The organism is Actinomadura rugatobispora, assembly GCF_055379765.1.
Map to the genome: position 1 here is coordinate 2,470,886 of NZ_AP029191.1, position 17,023 is coordinate 2,487,908.

The 17,023-nt window shown below is 69.8% G+C and carries 15 protein-coding genes; 2 read left to right on the forward strand and 13 right to left on the reverse strand.

What is annotated here, in order from left to right:
- Window positions 1-88: 88 nt before the first annotated feature.
- Window positions 89-3,091 (reverse strand): LamG domain-containing protein, encoded by a 3,003-nt coding sequence (locus ACZ466_RS10380; RefSeq protein ID WP_378287179.1) that lies wholly within the window; start codon window positions 3,089-3,091, stop codon window positions 89-91.
- A gap of 396 nt (window positions 3,092-3,487) precedes the next feature.
- Between ACZ466_RS10380 and ACZ466_RS10385 the strand changes: the two genes are divergently transcribed.
- The gene (locus tag ACZ466_RS10385; RefSeq protein ID WP_378287180.1) at window positions 3,488-4,804 is read left to right on the forward strand and encodes a glycerophosphodiester phosphodiesterase; all 1,317 of its coding nucleotides are present in this window, start codon (window positions 3,488-3,490) and stop codon (window positions 4,802-4,804) included.
- Between the two features lie 115 nt (window positions 4,805-4,919).
- Window positions 4,920-6,188 (forward strand): hypothetical protein, encoded by a 1,269-nt coding sequence (locus ACZ466_RS10390; protein WP_378287181.1) that lies wholly within the window; start codon window positions 4,920-4,922, stop codon window positions 6,186-6,188.
- A gap of 326 nt (window positions 6,189-6,514) precedes the next feature.
- Here the strand turns inward: ACZ466_RS10390 and ACZ466_RS10395 are convergent, their stop codons facing one another.
- The 12 genes from ACZ466_RS10395 to ACZ466_RS10450 all read right to left on the reverse strand — a co-directional run bounded on the left by ACZ466_RS10395 (window position 6,515) and on the right by ACZ466_RS10450 (window position 16,908).
- Window positions 6,515-7,336, reverse strand: a complete 822-nt coding sequence (locus ACZ466_RS10395) for an HpcH/HpaI aldolase/citrate lyase family protein (protein WP_378287182.1) — start codon at window positions 7,334-7,336, stop codon at window positions 6,515-6,517.
- Window positions 7,333-8,487 (reverse strand): acyl-CoA dehydrogenase family protein, encoded by a 1,155-nt coding sequence (locus tag ACZ466_RS10400; protein WP_378287183.1) that lies wholly within the window; start codon window positions 8,485-8,487, stop codon window positions 7,333-7,335. The genes ACZ466_RS10395 and ACZ466_RS10400 overlap by 4 nt, the downstream gene beginning before the upstream one ends.
- Window positions 8,472-8,846, reverse strand: a complete 375-nt coding sequence (locus tag ACZ466_RS10405) for a Zn-ribbon domain-containing OB-fold protein (RefSeq protein ID WP_378287184.1) — start codon at window positions 8,844-8,846, stop codon at window positions 8,472-8,474. Before ACZ466_RS10405 ends, ACZ466_RS10400 begins: the two co-directional genes overlap by 16 nt.
- A complete protein-coding gene (locus tag ACZ466_RS10410) occupies window positions 8,843-9,985 on the reverse strand; it encodes an acetyl-CoA acetyltransferase (RefSeq protein WP_378287185.1) in 1,143 nt (380 codons plus the stop codon). Before ACZ466_RS10410 ends, ACZ466_RS10405 begins: the two co-directional genes overlap by 4 nt.
- Window positions 9,982-10,371, reverse strand: a complete 390-nt coding sequence (locus ACZ466_RS10415) for a MaoC/PaaZ C-terminal domain-containing protein (protein ID WP_378287186.1) — start codon at window positions 10,369-10,371, stop codon at window positions 9,982-9,984. Before ACZ466_RS10415 ends, ACZ466_RS10410 begins: the two co-directional genes overlap by 4 nt.
- Window positions 10,368-10,859 (reverse strand): FAS1-like dehydratase domain-containing protein, encoded by a 492-nt coding sequence (locus tag ACZ466_RS10420; RefSeq protein ID WP_378287187.1) that lies wholly within the window; start codon window positions 10,857-10,859, stop codon window positions 10,368-10,370. Before ACZ466_RS10420 ends, ACZ466_RS10415 begins: the two co-directional genes overlap by 4 nt.
- Window positions 10,856-11,890: a RidA family protein gene (locus ACZ466_RS10425; protein WP_378287188.1), complete on the reverse strand. Its 1,035-nt coding sequence runs from the start codon at window positions 11,888-11,890 to the stop codon at window positions 10,856-10,858. Before ACZ466_RS10425 ends, ACZ466_RS10420 begins: the two co-directional genes overlap by 4 nt.
- Window positions 11,887-13,218, reverse strand: coding sequence for an MmgE/PrpD family protein (locus ACZ466_RS10430; protein WP_378287189.1), 1,332 nt, complete (start codon window positions 13,216-13,218; stop codon window positions 11,887-11,889). Before ACZ466_RS10430 ends, ACZ466_RS10425 begins: the two co-directional genes overlap by 4 nt.
- Window positions 13,215-14,423 carry a CaiB/BaiF CoA transferase family protein gene (locus tag ACZ466_RS10435; RefSeq protein ID WP_378287190.1) on the reverse strand — a complete coding sequence of 403 codons (1,209 nt, stop codon included), beginning with the start codon at window positions 14,421-14,423 and terminating at the stop codon, window positions 13,215-13,217. The genes ACZ466_RS10430 and ACZ466_RS10435 overlap by 4 nt, the downstream gene beginning before the upstream one ends.
- On the reverse strand, window positions 14,420-15,403 hold the full coding sequence (locus ACZ466_RS10440) for an LLM class flavin-dependent oxidoreductase (protein WP_378287191.1): 984 nt from the start codon (window positions 15,401-15,403) through the stop codon (window positions 14,420-14,422). The genes ACZ466_RS10435 and ACZ466_RS10440 overlap by 4 nt, the downstream gene beginning before the upstream one ends.
- The gene (locus ACZ466_RS10445) at window positions 15,400-15,918 is read right to left on the reverse strand and encodes a MaoC family dehydratase (RefSeq protein WP_378287192.1); all 519 of its coding nucleotides are present in this window, start codon (window positions 15,916-15,918) and stop codon (window positions 15,400-15,402) included. The genes ACZ466_RS10440 and ACZ466_RS10445 overlap by 4 nt, the downstream gene beginning before the upstream one ends.
- Window positions 15,919-16,167: 249 nt before the next feature.
- Window positions 16,168-16,908 carry a FadR/GntR family transcriptional regulator gene (locus tag ACZ466_RS10450; RefSeq protein WP_378287193.1) on the reverse strand — a complete coding sequence of 247 codons (741 nt, stop codon included), beginning with the start codon at window positions 16,906-16,908 and terminating at the stop codon, window positions 16,168-16,170.
- Window positions 16,909-17,023: the final 115 nt, after the last annotated feature.

Here is a 17,023-nt window from a genome sequence, read left to right on the forward strand (position 1 = left end):
ATCGAGAACGCTGAACGGGACACGGTCGTGCTATCGGCGGTGCGGGCCGGGCATCCCTACCGACCCCGCCGTCCGTTACGGCTGACAATCAGGAGCCGGTCGGCGGAAGCCGCACGTTGGGATTGGCGTCCGCTCTCACCAGGCCCGCGAGCGTCCCGTTGAACGCTCCTGGGTATATGTGGACGTCCTGGATATAGCCGTCCAGGTAGTCGGTGTACTTGTCGTTGTACCAATTGCGCCCGACCTGAACGCTGCCGACAGCGTTCCAGTTCGGGCGGAACCCGTTCGGGTCGACGACATCGGTTTCTCCGACGTTCCTGCCGTTGACGTACAGGCTGAGCGTGCCCTCGTTGGAGTCATAGACCCCGGTGAGATGGGTCCACACTCCCTGTTGCGCCGGATACTCGCCATTGGATATCGACCGGCGCGCCTCGTAGTTCGGATCGGACGGCAGCGCATCGGTCTTGGTCATGAGGAATGACCAGTACCTCTCGGTGTCACTGATGTACTTGTAGTACAGCGAGAACCCGGGGCCATGGTTGCCGGACTGGCTCACCACGACCATGTTGTGCCGGGGCAGGCTCTTCAGATTGACCCACGCCGAGACCGTGAAACTCTGGTCGGTGCGGATCACGGGAACTTTGGCGCTTGGGTTGTTCGGGCAGGAGATGACCTGGGTGCTGGTGTTACCGCATGCGGCAAGGCCGTCGAAGCCGATCGCCTTGCCGAAGCCGGGCCGGCCCTCCGCCCAGAAGGCCGGAGCGCCGAACATGAGCGGACGGTTCTTGCCGGACATGTCCTGGCTCACCCCGCCGCTCCCCTCCCCCATCGTCCAGAAACCGGCGCTCATCTGCGGGCACGGCCGGTAAGCGCCCTCACCACAATCGGGGGCCTGCACATTGAAGGTGTAGGAGAACAGCGAGTGCCCAGTGTTGCCGGCCTGGCTGTATGCCTTCACGTACAGAACGGCAGGGCCGAACTGCGCGGGCGTCACACTGATCCGGGCGGTGCGGTCGGTGTCGGTGCCCGCGGTGACCCGGTTGGTCGGCTGGTCGCTGCCCAGTGACCACTGGTAATAGGCCACGTCGTTGGTCGTCCCGACCTGCGGAGCCTTGATCTCGAACCATCCCGCCCGGTTGATACCGCCGCCCCAGGTGTCCGCCCCGTACACAGGCGCCGTCTCCCCCTCGCCGGCGACCGGAGTGATGGTGACGACCTCGTCGGGCACCGCGGTGTCGACCTTGAAGTAACAGGGGTTGCTCCAGTAGCTGACGCCCTGCTCATCGGTCTGCCAGGTGTCGTACGAGCGAGCCTTGACGTAGTACGTCCCGTCGCTCAGGCTCTTCGACAGATCCTGAGGAATCGCGGTCTGCCACGTTCGGCCCGAGTCGTCATCATGCGTGTCGTGCGGGGCACCGACCTTCGTCATGATCTTGGTGGCGGGGTCGTAGGTTCCCCACTCGAACTCCATTGCCGTCAGCTTCTGCCCCTTGGCGCCGTCAGGATCGGTGCCGATGGCCGACACCACCGGAGCCTGACGCCCCGACATCTTCCCGATCAGCGGCCACGTGGTCGCCGAACACGTTTTGCCATTGACCTTGAGCTGGGACGGCTGGTTCGGGCGCTGGTTGTAGTAGACGGTCAGCTTCGGGTCGAGCTTGAAACGCATCCAGGAACTGTTGCTGTCCTCGCTGCCACTGGGTGCCTTGAGCCCCAGCGCCAGATTGTTCCATCCACCCGCCGCCGCGCGCCGGGTCGCGGCCAGCGCGTTGAACTCCAGCGACTTCGATCCGCAGTTGTCATGGCCCAGCGACGCGTTCTGCACGTCTTGCCTGACCAGCCAATGGTCGGATCCGGTGAAGTTGTTCCAGGTCTCGTTCCCGTTGACGGTGTAGGTCTGCCACAGTTCCACGTCGGGCTTGGCCGTGCAGGACCAGTCCGGAGTCCAGGTACCGGTGATGGAGAAGACCGCCTGCCCGACGAAGGAGCCCTTGGGCAGTGGGTCGACATCCATGAGGAACAGCGAGCGGATCGGCCCCGCGCCGTTATAGCTGCCCGACCTGGGCGGGATCGGGTCCCCGTCGCTGTACTTGCAGGAGTTGTCCCAGCAGACATTGCTGGGATATGCCTTGTCGATGTAGCCCCAGTGATTCCGGCCCTCGGTGAAGTCGGGGTCGATGTAGACGGGGAACCTGGTGGCCGGGTCCGTGAGCATCCGCTGATCCGGAGCGATGCTGATCGAGTCCGGCCCGATCTTCGTGGGCATCTCGACCGCGGGCTCGTCCGAGGCCGACACCGTGGTGCCCGACCGTTGCGCCGGTGCCGCACCACCGGAGTCCCACATCCTCGGCGATCCGGCGTGGAAAATCCGCCGGCCTGCCTCGTCGACGGCGTCGACGCCGTTGTGGCCGTCCGAACGCAGCGACACACCCTGTGTCCGCGTGCTGAAACGGATCTCGGCGAGCGCTGCGTTCTTGGCGGCCTCGGCGGTCTTGACGACCAGAACCTCGCTGTAGCCGAACACGGTCGCCGTGACCTTCAGGTCCACGTCCGGAAGCACTGACGCATAGGTGGCGGTCGCGCCGTTCACGGTCGGCTCGGGCAGCTCTCTCGTCCAGCCGAGCTGGATCGAACGAAGCCCGCTGCGGTCCGTGAAGGAGATGAGGGGCCCGCTGCCTCCTCCGGAGAATGCCACCTTCGCCGGACTCGCGACCGGCTCCAACGCGCCGTCGGAGCGCCGCTTGAGCGTGAGGTCGATTCCAGTCCACGACCCATCCGCGCGCCGTACACGCTGAGGAAGGCCTGTCACCTCCAGCTTGGCGCTGCCATCCGGGTTGACCCAGGTCGTCGAGGTTTCCGTGCGCAGTGCCGTCGCCTCAACGGGCTTCCCCGTTCTCGCCGCCTCAAGGCCGGCCGCCGCCTCCGAACCCTCGGGCGGCGCCGGAGGACCTGCTTCGGCGAATGCCGGAACTGTGGCGGCGGCCTGCAAGAAGGCGCCAGCAATACCGGCGACGAGCAGGAAGGCGACCGACCTGCGGCTAGTCCGGCGAGTGCGTGCGAAGCGACTCGGGATCCCATCGACTGCGGACACTGCACCCCCACCAAGGAGAACAGAACATGAAGCCCAAGCGACAGGATCCGACTTGAGCAGCGTGAACGTATCAAGCAGTGATCAAGTTCCCCAGAGGGCGATCTTGTGACATAGGCCACATGACCAATCGTGTGTCCACCGGTAAACCAAGTTGCCGATCAAGGAGTCAGGAAAAGAGGTATGCCATCCCGGCTGTCGGCTCGATAACAATTCAAACCGGCCGGTGCCGGCCACCCTTGAACTGGAGCCACCGGCTTACACTCCACGTTCGTGCGCCTCACATCCGTTGCGGTCGTCGCCGCCTGCCTGTCACCCCTGCTGGTCGTCGCCCAAAGCACTGACGGAAACGCATCCGCGTACACCCGGGCACGCATCAATGAACTCCCGCAACGCTTCGTGATCGCACACCGGGGATCAGGCGCTTTTCTCGCCCCGGAGAACACCACGGCAGCATTCGACCGGGGCGTGGCCGACCCCGACTCGCACATGCTGGAATTCGACGTCCAGGTACTCAAGGACGGCGCCGGGGCCGTCTGGCACGACCCCACCGTCGACCGCATCTCCACATCCACCGGCCCGGTCACCGATCTCGACAGCGCCGCGTTCAAGAAACTGGTGATCGACCCGCGTTCCTGGTTCGGCGGCACCGCCGCCGACACCCATCCTCTGCTGCTGAACGAACTCCTGGACCGTTACGCCGGCCTCAAGCCGCTGCTCGCCCACCCCAAGGACACCGCCGCCATGCGGCTCACCATCGACACGCTCACACGACGCGGTCTGCAGAACACGGTCCAGGTCCAGACCTTCTCCCGCTCCGACGCCGTCCTGGCACGCCGGGCCGGATTCACCGTCCAGGTCATCGTCGGAAACGCGCAGCAGGCCGCCATTGACACCCCGGAAGCCATCAAGGCCGACGGCATCGACCGCGTCTCCCTGTGGCAGGGCCTGCCCGACAGCACCATCAAGCAGTACGTGACCGCCGGACTCGTCGTCACCTGCTACGACGTCAACCGCCATTACCGCCGCGACCAGCTCTACGCCCTCGGCGTCCGCGGCATCGACAGCGACGACCCCACCTACGCCCGCGGTGACCATGCCCGCTACCGCCGTGCCGGCGACCCGTTCGCCACCCAGAACTGGTGGTACGGCCACCTCGGCCAGGTGCAGGCCGCCAACCGGCTCGCCGCCGCCCATCCCGACCGCGGCTCCTTCACCGCCCCCGACTGGTGGGGCGTGCCCCGCGGCAGCTACCCGATGTTCGTCCGCCAGGGCTGGGCCTCACCGGTTCCCAAAACCTACGAGCTGCGCGTCTGGATGAAGTTCACCGCTCTCGGAGCCGACAAGACACGTGGGGGCGGTGTCTACTTCTCCGCCGACCGCGACCACGCCTTCACCGACGCCGCCGCGGATCCCCACAACGCCGGATACAACCTCATCCTCCGCCAGAACGGCCAACTCCAGCTCTACCGCAAGGAGCCGAGCAGGACCGTCCTGCTGAAGAGCATCAACACCAAGGCCCCCGTCACCGGCACCTTGGCCAAACTGCAGATCAAGGTCACCGGAACCGGCATCTACATCCGCCGCTACGACGTCACCTCACCCGGTGCCACCGTCAACGACGCCAAATACCGCGGCCCCTACCTCTACCTCGGCCGATCCGCCTACGCGGGTCAACAAGGCCCTGGCCTCACCTTCAAAGCCGTCTACAAGTAGCCCCTCCCCGGCAGGTGGGAATCGTTCGGCGGCCGTGGCCGGCGCCGGGCCCCCCGAACGTCGGGTCAGGTTCCACTGAGCCGTACAACCGCCGAACGTCATGAAAGGACGTGGCTTGTATCAGGTCAAGGGGTTGCGGAGCCTCATCCGGACCGCGATCGTTGCACTCGTCATCGGATACCCCGGTCTCATAATGCCGGCCAATGCCGAGATGCGGGGATCGCCTGCTTGCCATCCGGCACTCGTCGGCCTGGAGTTGCCGAGCGAGAAAGTGCACTCGGGCGCTGCGGCACAAGGCAAGGTACGGCTGGATTGCGCGTCGCGCCGGGCCGTCACCGTGGCACTGGCCTCCGCGGACCCGACATGGGTGAGCGTGCCGCACAGCGTCACCGTCCCGGCCGGTGCCACCGAGGCCACCGTTCCCATCGGCACGCATCAACCGGACTACATCTACGGACCGTTCAACGTCGCCGTCACCGCGACCTTGCATGGCCAGGAACTCAGCCGACCGCTTGAACTCCAGCCCGGCCTGAAGTTCCTGTCGACCTCCAGTTCCGTCATAAGCGGCGATGCCGTCTGGCTCGACGTGGGCCTGAACGGCACCGCCCCTGAAGGCGGCATCACCATCACGCTGGAAAGCGACAACGACGCGCTCCAACTGCCCACGTCCATCACCATAAAAAGCGGAACTCTGGGGACTGCAGGCTCCTTCGGCAGGACCGTCCGTATTCCACAGGACGCCAACGTCACCGTCACCGCCAAACTACCGGGCCAGAACAGGTCCTCCGTAATCGCACTACGGGCGTGGACCTACGACCCTGGCGACTGGAGTCTGACCGGTCCGCAGGAGATGTACGGGAGCGGCGCATACGGTATGACCCTCAACCTACCCAACCCCGTCCCGCACGGGGGCGTGGAAGTCACTTTCTCCTCGGACAACCCGCGGCTCGACCTTCCCAGTTCCCGGACGCTGAACGAAGGGGTCGGCGGCACACTGAACTTCCAGTTTTCAGCGCCCTACGATATTGACGGCAATGCCACTGTCACCGCAGACATCGAGGGCGTCGGAAGCCGCAGTTTCAACGTTCGCGTACGGCCGGGTATCAAGGACGTCGAAATACCCTGGCCGCTGTACGGAGGTCAGACGTTCCAAGGGACAATCCATTTGGGCACCACTACCGATGTGCCCCTCACCATCAAGCTGAGCAGCGACAACCAGGTGCTGCAGGTCCCCGCGGAAGTGGTCGTTCCGGCAGGTAGCGCTTCAGCCGTCTTCACCGGCACGACCGCCGCTGTGGACGCGTTCGATTTCGCCACCCTGACCGCCCAACTGGACAGGTCACGCCTTGACCGGGACGTCTTCATCGATCCCCCGCCCTCCTAGGAGCCGTCACCTAACGCTTGTGATATCGCGCCCGGGGCGGGTGTGGGGGCAGCCATCCCCCGTGTAACTCCATGGCCACTCGGCTGGAGGAGCACCTCGCGACTCCGGTCATCCTCCCTGCGGCCGCGGCCGGCCTACGTTCTCGATCATGAATACACCGCCCTGCATTCACTGAACGGCTTGGCGTCGACGGCATCCGCGTCCTGCGCCGTGCTCGACTCGGCGGACTCATCCAGGCATGGGGTGACAGAGTCATCGGCACCGGCAGGCCCGGCCGGAGTCCGGTGCCGGACCTCTCTGGAAGCGCGGCGTCGGCGCCCCGGGCCTCAGGCCAGCAGCTCGCGCGCGGCACGGATGACGGCCTCGTCGACGAGGCGGCCGTCGTCGCCGACGAAGACGGCGGAGCCGGCGGCCAGCGCGGCCTCGTAGCCGGCCAGCATGGCGCGGGCCCGATCCAGCTCGGCGGACGAGGGGGTGAAGACCTCCGCGACGACCGGAAGCTGGGCGGGGTGAACGCAGGCACGGCCACGGAATCCGAGCCGTTTGAGGCGCAGCGTGGTCACGCGGAACGCCTCCAGGTCACGGAACTCGGTGGAGACCGGGGCGATCGGGGGGCGCAGGCCGGCCGCGGCGGACGCCGCGACCACCTGGGACCGGGCCCACAGCAGTTCGGACTCGTCCGGCCCGGGCGTGACACCGAGGTCGGCGGCGAGATCGGCCTCGCCGAGCTGGAGCCGGGCGACCCGCGGCGCGGCCGCGATCTCCGGCGCCGCCAGGACCGCCGCCGCCGACTCCAGCAGCGGGACGACCGGAAGGCCGGGCATGCCCGCGCCGGTGAGGACGATGTCCAGGGTACGCAGTTCGCCGGCACTCTCGACTTTGGCGACGCACAGGCCGTCGAGGCCGGCACCGGCGATCGCCCGGACGTCGGCGTGGCCGAGCTCCCCGGGGTTGACGCGGACGGTGACGGCCGGCCGGTCGGCGGGCAGCGAGCGGAGCCAGCCGGCGACCGACTCCCGGGTGCGTTCCTTCGCGGCGACGGGAACCGCGTCCTCCAGGTCGACGATCAGCTCGTCGGCACCGGTGCGCAGGGCCTTGGCGAGCCGGTCCGGGCGGTCGCCCGGCACGTAGAGCCAGGTGGTCGTCACCCGACCGTCTCCTTGCCGGAGGTCAGCGCCTTGGCGATCACGGTGCGCATGATGTCGTTGGTGCCCTCGCCGATGCTCATCAGCGGCGCGTCGCGGTAGAGGCGCTCGACGGCGAACTCCTTGGAGTACCCGTAGCCGCCGTGGACCTGCATCGAGGTCAGGGCGCACTCGATCGCGGCCTCGCTGGCGAAGGTCTTGGCCATTCCGGCCTGCATGTCGACGCGGTCGCCGGCGTCGGCCCGGGACGCGGCCCAGTAGACCAGGAGACGGGCGGCCTGGACCTTGATCGCCATTTCCGCGATCTTGAGCTGGATCGCCTGGAAGTCGTGGATCGGCCGGCCGAACGCCTCCCGCCGCGCCGCGTACCGCAGGGCTTCGTCGTAGGCCGCCTGCGCGATGCCGAGGGACCTGGCGGCGACGTTGATGCGGCCGGTCTCCAAGCCGGATAGCACCTGCTGCATGCCGCGTCCCTCGACCCCTCCGAGCAGGTTCCCCGCCGGGACGCGGACGGCGTCGAACACGATCTCGCAGGACTCGGTGCCCTTGTAGCCCAGCTTGGGCAGGTCGCGCAGCACCTCGAAGCCGTCCTCGACCAGCAGGACGGACATTCCCCGGTGCGCCGGGTAGGTCGCCGGGTCCGTCTTGACCAGGACGGGCAGCGGGCTGGCATGGCGCGCGTTGGTGATCCACGTCTTGCGTCCGTCGATCACGTAGTGGTCGCCGTCGCGGCGGGCGGTGGTGGTGATGCCCTGCAGGTCGGTGCCGCAGCCCGGCTCGGTGAGGCCGATGCCGGTACGGCGGCGGCCGGCGGCCAGGTCGGGCAGGAAGCGGTCCCGCTGCTCGGCGGTGCCGTGCCTGGCGATCATCCAGCAGGACAGCGAGTGGCTGCCGAGGATCCCGGCGATGCCCATCCAGCCCTTGGAGATCTCCTCGAAGACCAGGGCGAAGGAGACCATGTCGACGCCGAGACCGCCGTACTCCTCGGGAACGGTGAGCCCGAACAGCCCGAGCTCCTTCATCGTCTCGACGATCTCGGCGGGGTACCGGTCCGCGGCCTCCCATTCCCGGACCACCGGACGGATCTCGCGGTTCACGAAGTCGCGGAGGGTGTCGCGGAAGAGCCGCTGCTCCTCGGTCAGTTCGAAGTCCATCGGGCTTCCTTCATGAAGACGGGGAGGTTCCGGCCGTCCGGGAGCGGCCGCCAGCCGAGCCGGACGGGCTCGTCGCAGGTCCACGGCCCGGGGCCGTCCAGATGGGTGAGGATGATCGGGCCCTCGGCGAGCCGGACCCGCGCCACGGTGTACGGCACGTCCAGGTCGGGCGCGGGCGCGCGGTGCACGACGGTGAAGGAGTCGACGGTGCCGTGCCCCGAGGTGTCGGCGAAGGTGAGGGAGGTACCGCCGCAGCCGGTGCAGAGTTCGCGCGGGTAGTGCTGCACATGCCCGCACGGGCATCGCTGGACGACCAGGCGGCGCTCCCGGGTGGCGTCCCACCACTCGTCTTCGATCATCGGTCCGCTCCCAGCAGGACGGTGGCGTGGCTGGACAGGATGCCGCCGGTACCGTGCGCGAGCGCGATCTCGGCGCCGGGGACCTGCCGGTCACCGGACTCGCCGCGCAGTTGCCGGACGGCCTCGACGAGCAGCAGCAGCCCGTACTGGCCCGGATGGCAGTAGGACAGGCCGCCCCCGTTGGTGTTGAGCGGGAAGTCGCCGCCGGGACGGATCCGGCCGCCGGCGACGAACCCGGCGGCCTCGCCCGGTGCGCAGAAGCCGAGACCCTCCAGCGTCAGCAGGACGGTGATCGTGAACGAGTCGTAGACCTCGGCGACGTCCACGTCGGACGGCGTCAGCCCGGCCATCGCGAACGCCCGGCGCCCCGAGTCGAACGAGCCCGGCCGCAGCAGGTCGTCGGCGGTGGTCATGCCGGTGTTGGTCGTGGACTCGCCGTAGCCGAGCACGAGCGCGGGACGCCGGCGCAGGTCGCGCGCCCGTTCCAGGGAGGTGAGCACGATCGCGCCACCGCCGTCGGTGACCAGGCAGCAGTCGGCGGTGGTCAGCGGTGTGGAGATCATCGGCGCGGCGAGGACGTCCGCCGCGCTGATCGGCCCCTTGCCGTACCGGAACGCCTTGGGGTTGAGCAGCGCCCATGCGCGGGCGGCGACGGCGACCTCGGCGAGCTGCTCGCGGGCGGCGCCGTAGGTGTGCAGGTACCGCTGGGCGGCCATCGCGTAGTACGAGATCGGGTACAGCGGCGCGTACGGCGACTCGAAGATCGCTTCGGGGGTGTGCGCCTCGACGGCACCGCTCAGCGAACGCGACCGCGCGGATCGCTGGTCGGAGGCGAACGTGATGAGGACGGTACGGCACTGCCCCGCCTCGATCGCCTGGGCGGCCCGCGCCACGAACATCTCGAACGCGGATCCGCCGGCGAACGTCGAGTCCGTCCAGGACGGCCGGATCCCGAGGTAGTCGGCCATCTGGGTGGCGGAGAACCGGGAGACCCCGGTGGTGGCGATGCCGTCGACGTCGGCGAGCGCGAGCCCGGCGTCGTCCAGCGCGCGGGTGATCGCCTGTGCCTGGAGCCCGAGGATGGAGGCTCCGGTGACGCCGAGGTCGGATTCGGCGACGCCGGCGATGGCGACGGTCACGGCCGGACCTCGCAGCCCGCGGGCGCGACGGCGACGCGCCCGTCCTCCACCACCTCGATCTGCTGCTCGATGGTCAGCAGGCCGCCGCCGGTCGCGGTCACCGTTCCGGTGCAGCGGACGGTCTCGCCCGCGAACACCAGGTTCTTGAACCGGAAGCCGAGCTTCGTCAGCCGCGCGGACGGACCGAGCCAGTCCTGTACCTGCTCGGCGAGCAGCGCCCCGAACACCTGGCCGTCGACGACGGGGGCGGGCAGACCGCGCGGCTCCAGGAACGCCGGGTCGTAGTGCATGCGGTGCCAGTCCCAGGTCGCGCCGGCGTAGGCGACCATGTCGGCGAGCTCGATACGGCGGACCAGTTCGGGGACCGTGTCCCCCACGGCCGTCATGCGATCTCCACGTAGATCAGGGTCTCCTCGTTGGCGGCGAGCCGCTCGCCGTGCCGGTCGGTGTAGTCGGCTCTGGAGGTCACGACGAGCATCGCCTGGCCCCGGCCGGTGACCCGTTCGGTGATGTCGCTGATCCGCCAGGTCGCGGTGATCACGTCGTCCGGGCGGACGGGCCGGTGGAACTCGTAGGTGTTGCCGCCGCGCACCAGCCGGGTCCCGGGGACGTCCAGATGCCAGGTGTGCCCGGCGAAGCCGTCGTCGCCGCGGCGCAGGCCGGTGTACTGGTTCGTCTCGAAGATCAGGGTCGGCGGGGCGATCACGCCCGCGTACCCGTGCTCGCGCGCGTACGCGTCGTCGGTGTAGAGCGGGTTGCGGTCGCCGACGGCCTCGGCGAAGTAGCGGATCGAGGCGCGGCCGAGCTCTTCCGGCGCCGTGTAGACGACCTCGCGTCCGATGAGCGCCCGCATCTCCTCGGTCAGCAGGCTCACGCGAGCACCGCCGTGGGGACGACCTCGATCAGGAACTCGGGACGCAGCAGCGCGGAGCAGACGAGCGACGAGAGCGCGGGCGCGTCGCCGAAGTACGTCCGGCGGATCTCGGCGACCTGGTCGTAGCCTTCGACGGCGGCGGGAGTGATGTACTCGACGAGCCTGACCACGCTCCCGTAGGGAGGCCGGTCGCCGAGGCCCGCCTCCCGCAGCGTCGCGGCGATGGACGCGTAGGTGTACTCGGCCTGGGCGAGCAGGTCGCCGTCGAAGACGCTCTTCTGCGTGGCCGGTTCGAGCGCGCCGAAACCCGACAGGAACAGCGTGTCGCCGGCCGCCACCCCTGGCTTGTAGGTGAGCGTGTCGTACCGCTTCCAGCCGGGGTTGACGGTCCGCAGCTTCGCGGTGGAGGCGATCGCGTCCAGCGACACCATCGCGCCCGGCATCACCGGCCGGTCCACGATGATGCCCGCCGCGCCGGGGAACACGCCGTCCTCGGTGCCGAGCAGCTCCTTGCGGGGACGGCCGCAGCGCGGGTACTCCGCGCGGGTCGCGCTCGCGGTGTAGTCGATCGTCTGCACGAGCGAGCCGAGGCCGAGCCCGGCGGCCTTCAGCAGGTCGGCGGCCTGTTCCAGGCACTGCCGGTACTGGGAGCGGAAGTCGCCGCCGCGCGGATGGACGCTCGGCAGGTAGACGATGCCGCCGGCGATCCGGAGACCGCCGCGGTGCATGCCGTCGTCCGGGGCGGCCTCGATCAGCTCACCGCCACCGGGGTGGGCGGTCAGCTCGACGGCCAGGTCCTCCCCGCCGGGGAGCGCTTCCACGGCCACGGTCGCCACGGGCACGCGGTGGTCGCCGAGCGCCGCCCGCCGCGCGGCCTCGACGCCGGCGTAGGACCCGAGCGCGGCGGCGGTGGCGTACTCGATGACGTGGACGACGTCGCCCGGCACGGCGCCGGCCTCGGCCAGCGCCGCGAAGGCCCTCTCGTACGCGCTTGCGATCGTCCCCGTGCAGGCGGACAGGCGAACGGTCACTCTTCCTCCAGAACGGTGAGCAGCGGTCGAACCGACGCGAAGCCGGGCAGGCCGAGGATCCGGTCCACATGGTCCGCGGAACCGAGGTTGGCGCACGCCTTGTCCCGGACGGCGCGCTCGATGTCCGGGTCGTCCGGTCCGCCGCCGCTCCGCGGTACCTCGGCGAGGATCTCCCGGCCGCCGGGCGTGACGGCGCGCAGCCGTCCCGGCTGGTCGGCGGCGGCGCCACCGTAGCCGGCGACCTCCGTACGGACCCGGGCGGCCAGGTCGAGCACCTCGGGACGGTCGATCCGGTCGTAGGTCGCGGCGGTCACCGCACCGTCGACGATCATCGCCGCGAGGCTCCACGGCAGGCTGAACTTGGCGTCGTAGGACGTGCGCGGCCGTTCCTTGCCGTCCCCGCAGACGATGGACGCGGCGTCGGGATGCACCTCGGCGGTGACATCCGCGATCTCCAGTCCGTGGAGTTCGCGGGCGGCGTCAAGCTGCGCGTGCATGAGCTGGCAGGCGGGATAGGGCTTGACGGTGATCCGGGTCAGCTCCCACCGCTCGCCGAGCCCGCCGGTGATCGCCGCCGGCTCGACGCGACGGCCCAGCAGCGCTCCGTACAGGCCGTACTCGCCCTCGATCACGGTGTCCGGTCCGGTCGCGCCATGGGACGCCAAGGTCGCGGCGAGCACTCCGGCGCGCGCGGCGAAACCGGGGTGCAGCCGCTTGGTGGACGCTCCCGTGTTGAGGAACTCCAGCAGCCCGCCTGCCTGGCTGCCCGCGATGCCCAGCGCGTGAACGGTCGCGTCGGCGCTCAGCCCGCGCATCCGGGACGAGGTGAGCGCGGCGGCGAGGACACCGCAGGCGGCGGTGGCATGCAGACCGCGGGCATGGAAGCCGTGCGGTGCGGCGGCGCCGAGCCGGCAGATGGCCTCCAGCCCGGCGATGGTCCCGAGCAGCATGTCGGGCCCGCCGAGGCCGAGCGCCTCGGCCTCGGCCAGCGCGACGGGGACGACGGGCGCGGAGGCGTGCACGAGCCCGCCCGCGTGGGTGTCGTCGAAGTCGAGTGCGTGCGTCAGGACGCCGTTGGCGAACGCCGCCTCCGCGCGTGTCACGCGTACCGCACCGCGCGGCTGCCCGATGATGCTCGCCTCGGGGCGCCCTCCGCCCAGTTCGCGCGCGGTCAGGACGGCCGCGTCGGCCGCTCCTCTCCGGGCCGCCGCCACCGCGCAGCCGAGCCCGTCCAGGATGTGCCGGACGGCGGCCCGGCGCACGGGCTCGGGAACGGTGTCGAGTGTGAGCCCGAGCGCCCATCCCGCCAGGTCGCGGGCGACGGTCATGGGGCGCGCTCCGGCCCGAAGGCACCGGCGGCGGTGAGTTCGGCGACGCGCTCCTCGGTGAAGCCGAGGACCTCGGTGGTGACGTGCGCGAGGTCCTCACCGCACCGCGGGGCGCGGCGGTAGGCGGGCGGTTCGGTACCGGCACGGACGGGAGAGGCGAGGTTCCGCACCGTCCCGTAGCGCGGATGGTCGGTCTCCACGATCAGCCCGCGGGCGGCGGTGTGCTCCTCGGCGAGCGCGGCGGCCACGTCGTTGATCGGCCCGCAGGGGATGGACGCGGCGTACAGCGGTTCCAGCCACTCGGCGACCGTCCGGGCCAGGAACAGCGGTTCCAGCAGGCCGAGCAGTTCGGCGGCGTTGCGCTGGCGGTCGGCGAACGTCGCGAAGCGCGGGTCGTCCGCCAGCTCCGAGCGGTTGAGGACCGCCGTGAGCCGCCGCCAGAACTTCTCCTTCGCGCAGCCGACGACGAGCCAGCCGTCCTTGGCGCGGAAGTTCTGGAACGGCACCAGCGACGGGTGCGCCGAGTACCGGGTGCGGGACGGGGTGAACCCGGCGTTGAGGTGCCACACGCCCGGATAGGTGAGCATCGAGATCGCCGTGTCGTACAGCGAGACGTCGCAGTCCATGCCTACGCCGTCGCGGCGGGCGGCGTGCAGGGCGGCGAGCATCGACAGCACCGCGACGTAGCCGCCCGAGTAGTCCACGAGGGACAGTCCCGACTTGGCGGGCGGCCCGTCCGGCTCACCGGTCAGGTGCATCCACCCGGCGAGGCCCTGGAGGATGTAGTCGTAGCCAGGCTCCTCGGCGCGCGGCCCGGTCATCCCGAACCCGGTCAGCGAGCAGCACACGATCCGCGGGTTGATGTGCTTGATGTCGTCGTAGGTGATGCGGAGCTTGGCGGGCACGTCGCCGCGCAGGTTGGAGTAGACCGCGTCGGAGATCCGGACCAGTTCCTCGAACACCGTCCGCCCGGCCTCGGTGGTCAGGTCGACCGGCACCGAGCGCTTGTTGCGGTTGAACGCCTCGTGGAACAGCGAGTCCTCGCCCTCGGCGTACGGGGGGACGTAGCGGCCGACGTCGCCGCCCGTCCGGGGGTCCTCGATCTTGATGATCTCGGCGCCGAGGTCGGCCAGGTGCAGGGAGCCGAACGGTCCGGCGCCGTACTGCTCCAGCGAGACGATCCGCACGTCCTCCAGCGGCCTCATGGCAGCTCCTTGATCAGGTCGATGATCCGGGCCTGCGCGGTCCGGATCTCCCCGGGTGCGAGCCCGTGGACGGGGGGCGTCAGCTTGATCGTGGTGGCGTGCCCGGCGTAGCCGGCGATGCGCTCGGCGACCTGGTCGGCGGTGCCGGCGAGGGTGAGCGCGTCGACCATCCGAGCGGGCACGGCGGCGGCGAGACCGGCGGCGCCGGCGCCGGAACGGAACGCCTCGATCACCGCCTCCTGCTCGGCGGCGAGGTCGTGGAAGGCGAAGAAGCCGGCGTAGCTGCGGACCGAGGCGTAGAAGCCGGTGAGCCCGGCCGCGCGGCGGCGCGCCTCGGCCGGGTCGACATCGATCGAGCAGGCCGCGGACACGACGGCGTCCACGCCGGGACGCAGCAGCGGGAGGGCGCGCTCGCGCAGCCACGCGGGCGAGCACAGCTCGTGCGAGATCCAGCCGTCGGCGATCTCTCCGGCCAGCTTCGTCATCACCGGCCCCATCCCCGCGAGGTAGAGCGGGAAGCGGGTCGCCGGGAACGGGCGCCGGTAGCCGCGCACGCGCAGGCTTTCCAGTTCGCCCTCGACGGTCATCGGCTCGCCGGATCCGGCGTGCGCGGCGAAGTGCCGGATGATCGCCACGGTCTCGCGGAGCCGCGCGGCGGGAGGCTCCCACCGGACGCCGTGCCAGTCCTCGTTGAGCCGCTTCACGCCGGTGCCGAGGCCGAGGACGAACCGCCCGCCGGACATCTCGGCGAGGTCGAGGGCCTCCAGCGCGGTGGTCATCGGGCTGCGGGTGAAGGCCAGCGCGATCGCCGTGCCGACCTGGGCGCGGCCGGTGCCCGCGATGACGGCGGCGGCGGAGACGGTGGCGCTGCGGTGCAGTTCGGGCAGCCACAGCGCCTCGGCTCCCGCCTCCTCGGCGGCCCGGGCGGCGGCGACCAGTTCCGCCAAGGTCTCGCCCCACGGCCCGTAGGTGATCCTCATCCCGTCATCGGCCCGCTCTTGGCCGCTGGGAAGTAGTTCTTGTCGTGGGGAGCGCCGCGCTTGTAGACCATGACCGTCCGCGTCCAGGAGACGACCTCGTCGCCGTCCTGGTTCAGGCCGCGGGTACGGGCGGTGATGATGCCCGCGTACGGCCGGGACGCCGACTCGCGCATCTCGGTGATCAGCGACTCGGCGTACAGGGTGTCGCCGACGAACACCGGATGGGTGAGCCTGATGTCGGTCCAGCCGAGGTTGAGCAGCGCGGTCTGGCTGATGTCGATCACCGACAGGCCGAGCACGAGCGCGACCGTCAGGCCCGAGTTCACGATGACCTTGCCGGTGGGCGAGCGTCCGGCGAAGTCGGCGTTGAAGTGGTTCTGGTTCGTGTTCAGCGTGAGCAGCGTGAACCAGGTGTTGTCGCTCTCGCCGATCGTGCGTCCGAACGGATGCCGGAACACCTCGCCGAGGGCGAAGTCCTCGTAGTAGCGGCCGATCTGGGCTTCGTGGACGGTCAACCCGCGCCTCCTCCGGAAGGGCCCCTCGAGGGGCCCTTCCGAACCTAAAGGTCAGACTTTTAGCCCGTCAACCCTTCGCCCCTCGCGCACGGCCCATTGGTTCCGCTTACCGTGACGGCGTTCCGACAAGCTGAGGGAGGTGGAGATCGGCTTTCCGGCGGCAGTGGATCGGGAACGGCGCCCGCCACCGGTGCACCCTCATCGACGAGGTCGGGATCGGCTGCGCCCGGCGGGCCGGTCGAGTGCCGGTCAGGCGCCGGTCAGGCGGGTGCGATCGATGGTGGTGTAGGTCTCGCGCAGGTTCTCCAGATGCGCGTGGCACGCCTCCCGCGCGCCCGCCTCGTCCCCCGCCTCGATCCGGGAAAGGATCTCCCGGTGGTCGTGGTCGACGCGGTACCAGAACCGGACCGGCGCGTTCTCCCGCAGGAACCGCTCGTTGAGCACGCGGAACACCGGCTGCGTGACGACCTCCAGGAACGGGTTGCCCGCCATCTTCAGCAGCACCGCGTGGAAGTGCCGGTTGGGCGCGAAGATCTCCGCCGGGTCGAGCGCGCTCGGGTCGAACAGCGAGCCGCGCAGTTCCGCCCGGCCCGCCTCGTCGCCGCGCGCGGCGGCCAGCCCGGCGGCGGGCACCTCCAGCATCTCCCTGATCTCCAGCAGCTGGTCGACCGTGATCTTGGTGTCCAGGGTGAGCAGGTTGAGGCTGGTCGCCAGGTACTCGGTGATCTGGTCGGGCCGCGGATAGGCCACGAAGCTGCCGCCGGCGACGCCGCGGGTCGTGGTGACGAGGTTCTGGCTGGCCAGCAGCCGCAGCGCCTCCCGGACGGTGCTCCGGCTGACCCCGTGCTCGGCCGACAGCTCCGGCTCGATGGGCAGCCGGTCACCGGGCTTGAACTCCCCGGCGATGATGCGCTCGCGCAGCTTGGCCGCGATCCCGGCGTACGCCGGGACGGGAGCTGGCGGCCGGTCGGGGGCCCTGTCGGCGGTCACGCGCGCCATCGTACGTTAAACGTCAGACTTTCCCGAAGCCAGGCATTGACGAGCGATACGCACACCCGGCAAGCTCTCGGGTACGCACAACGGAACTCAATTCCATATTGTGGAA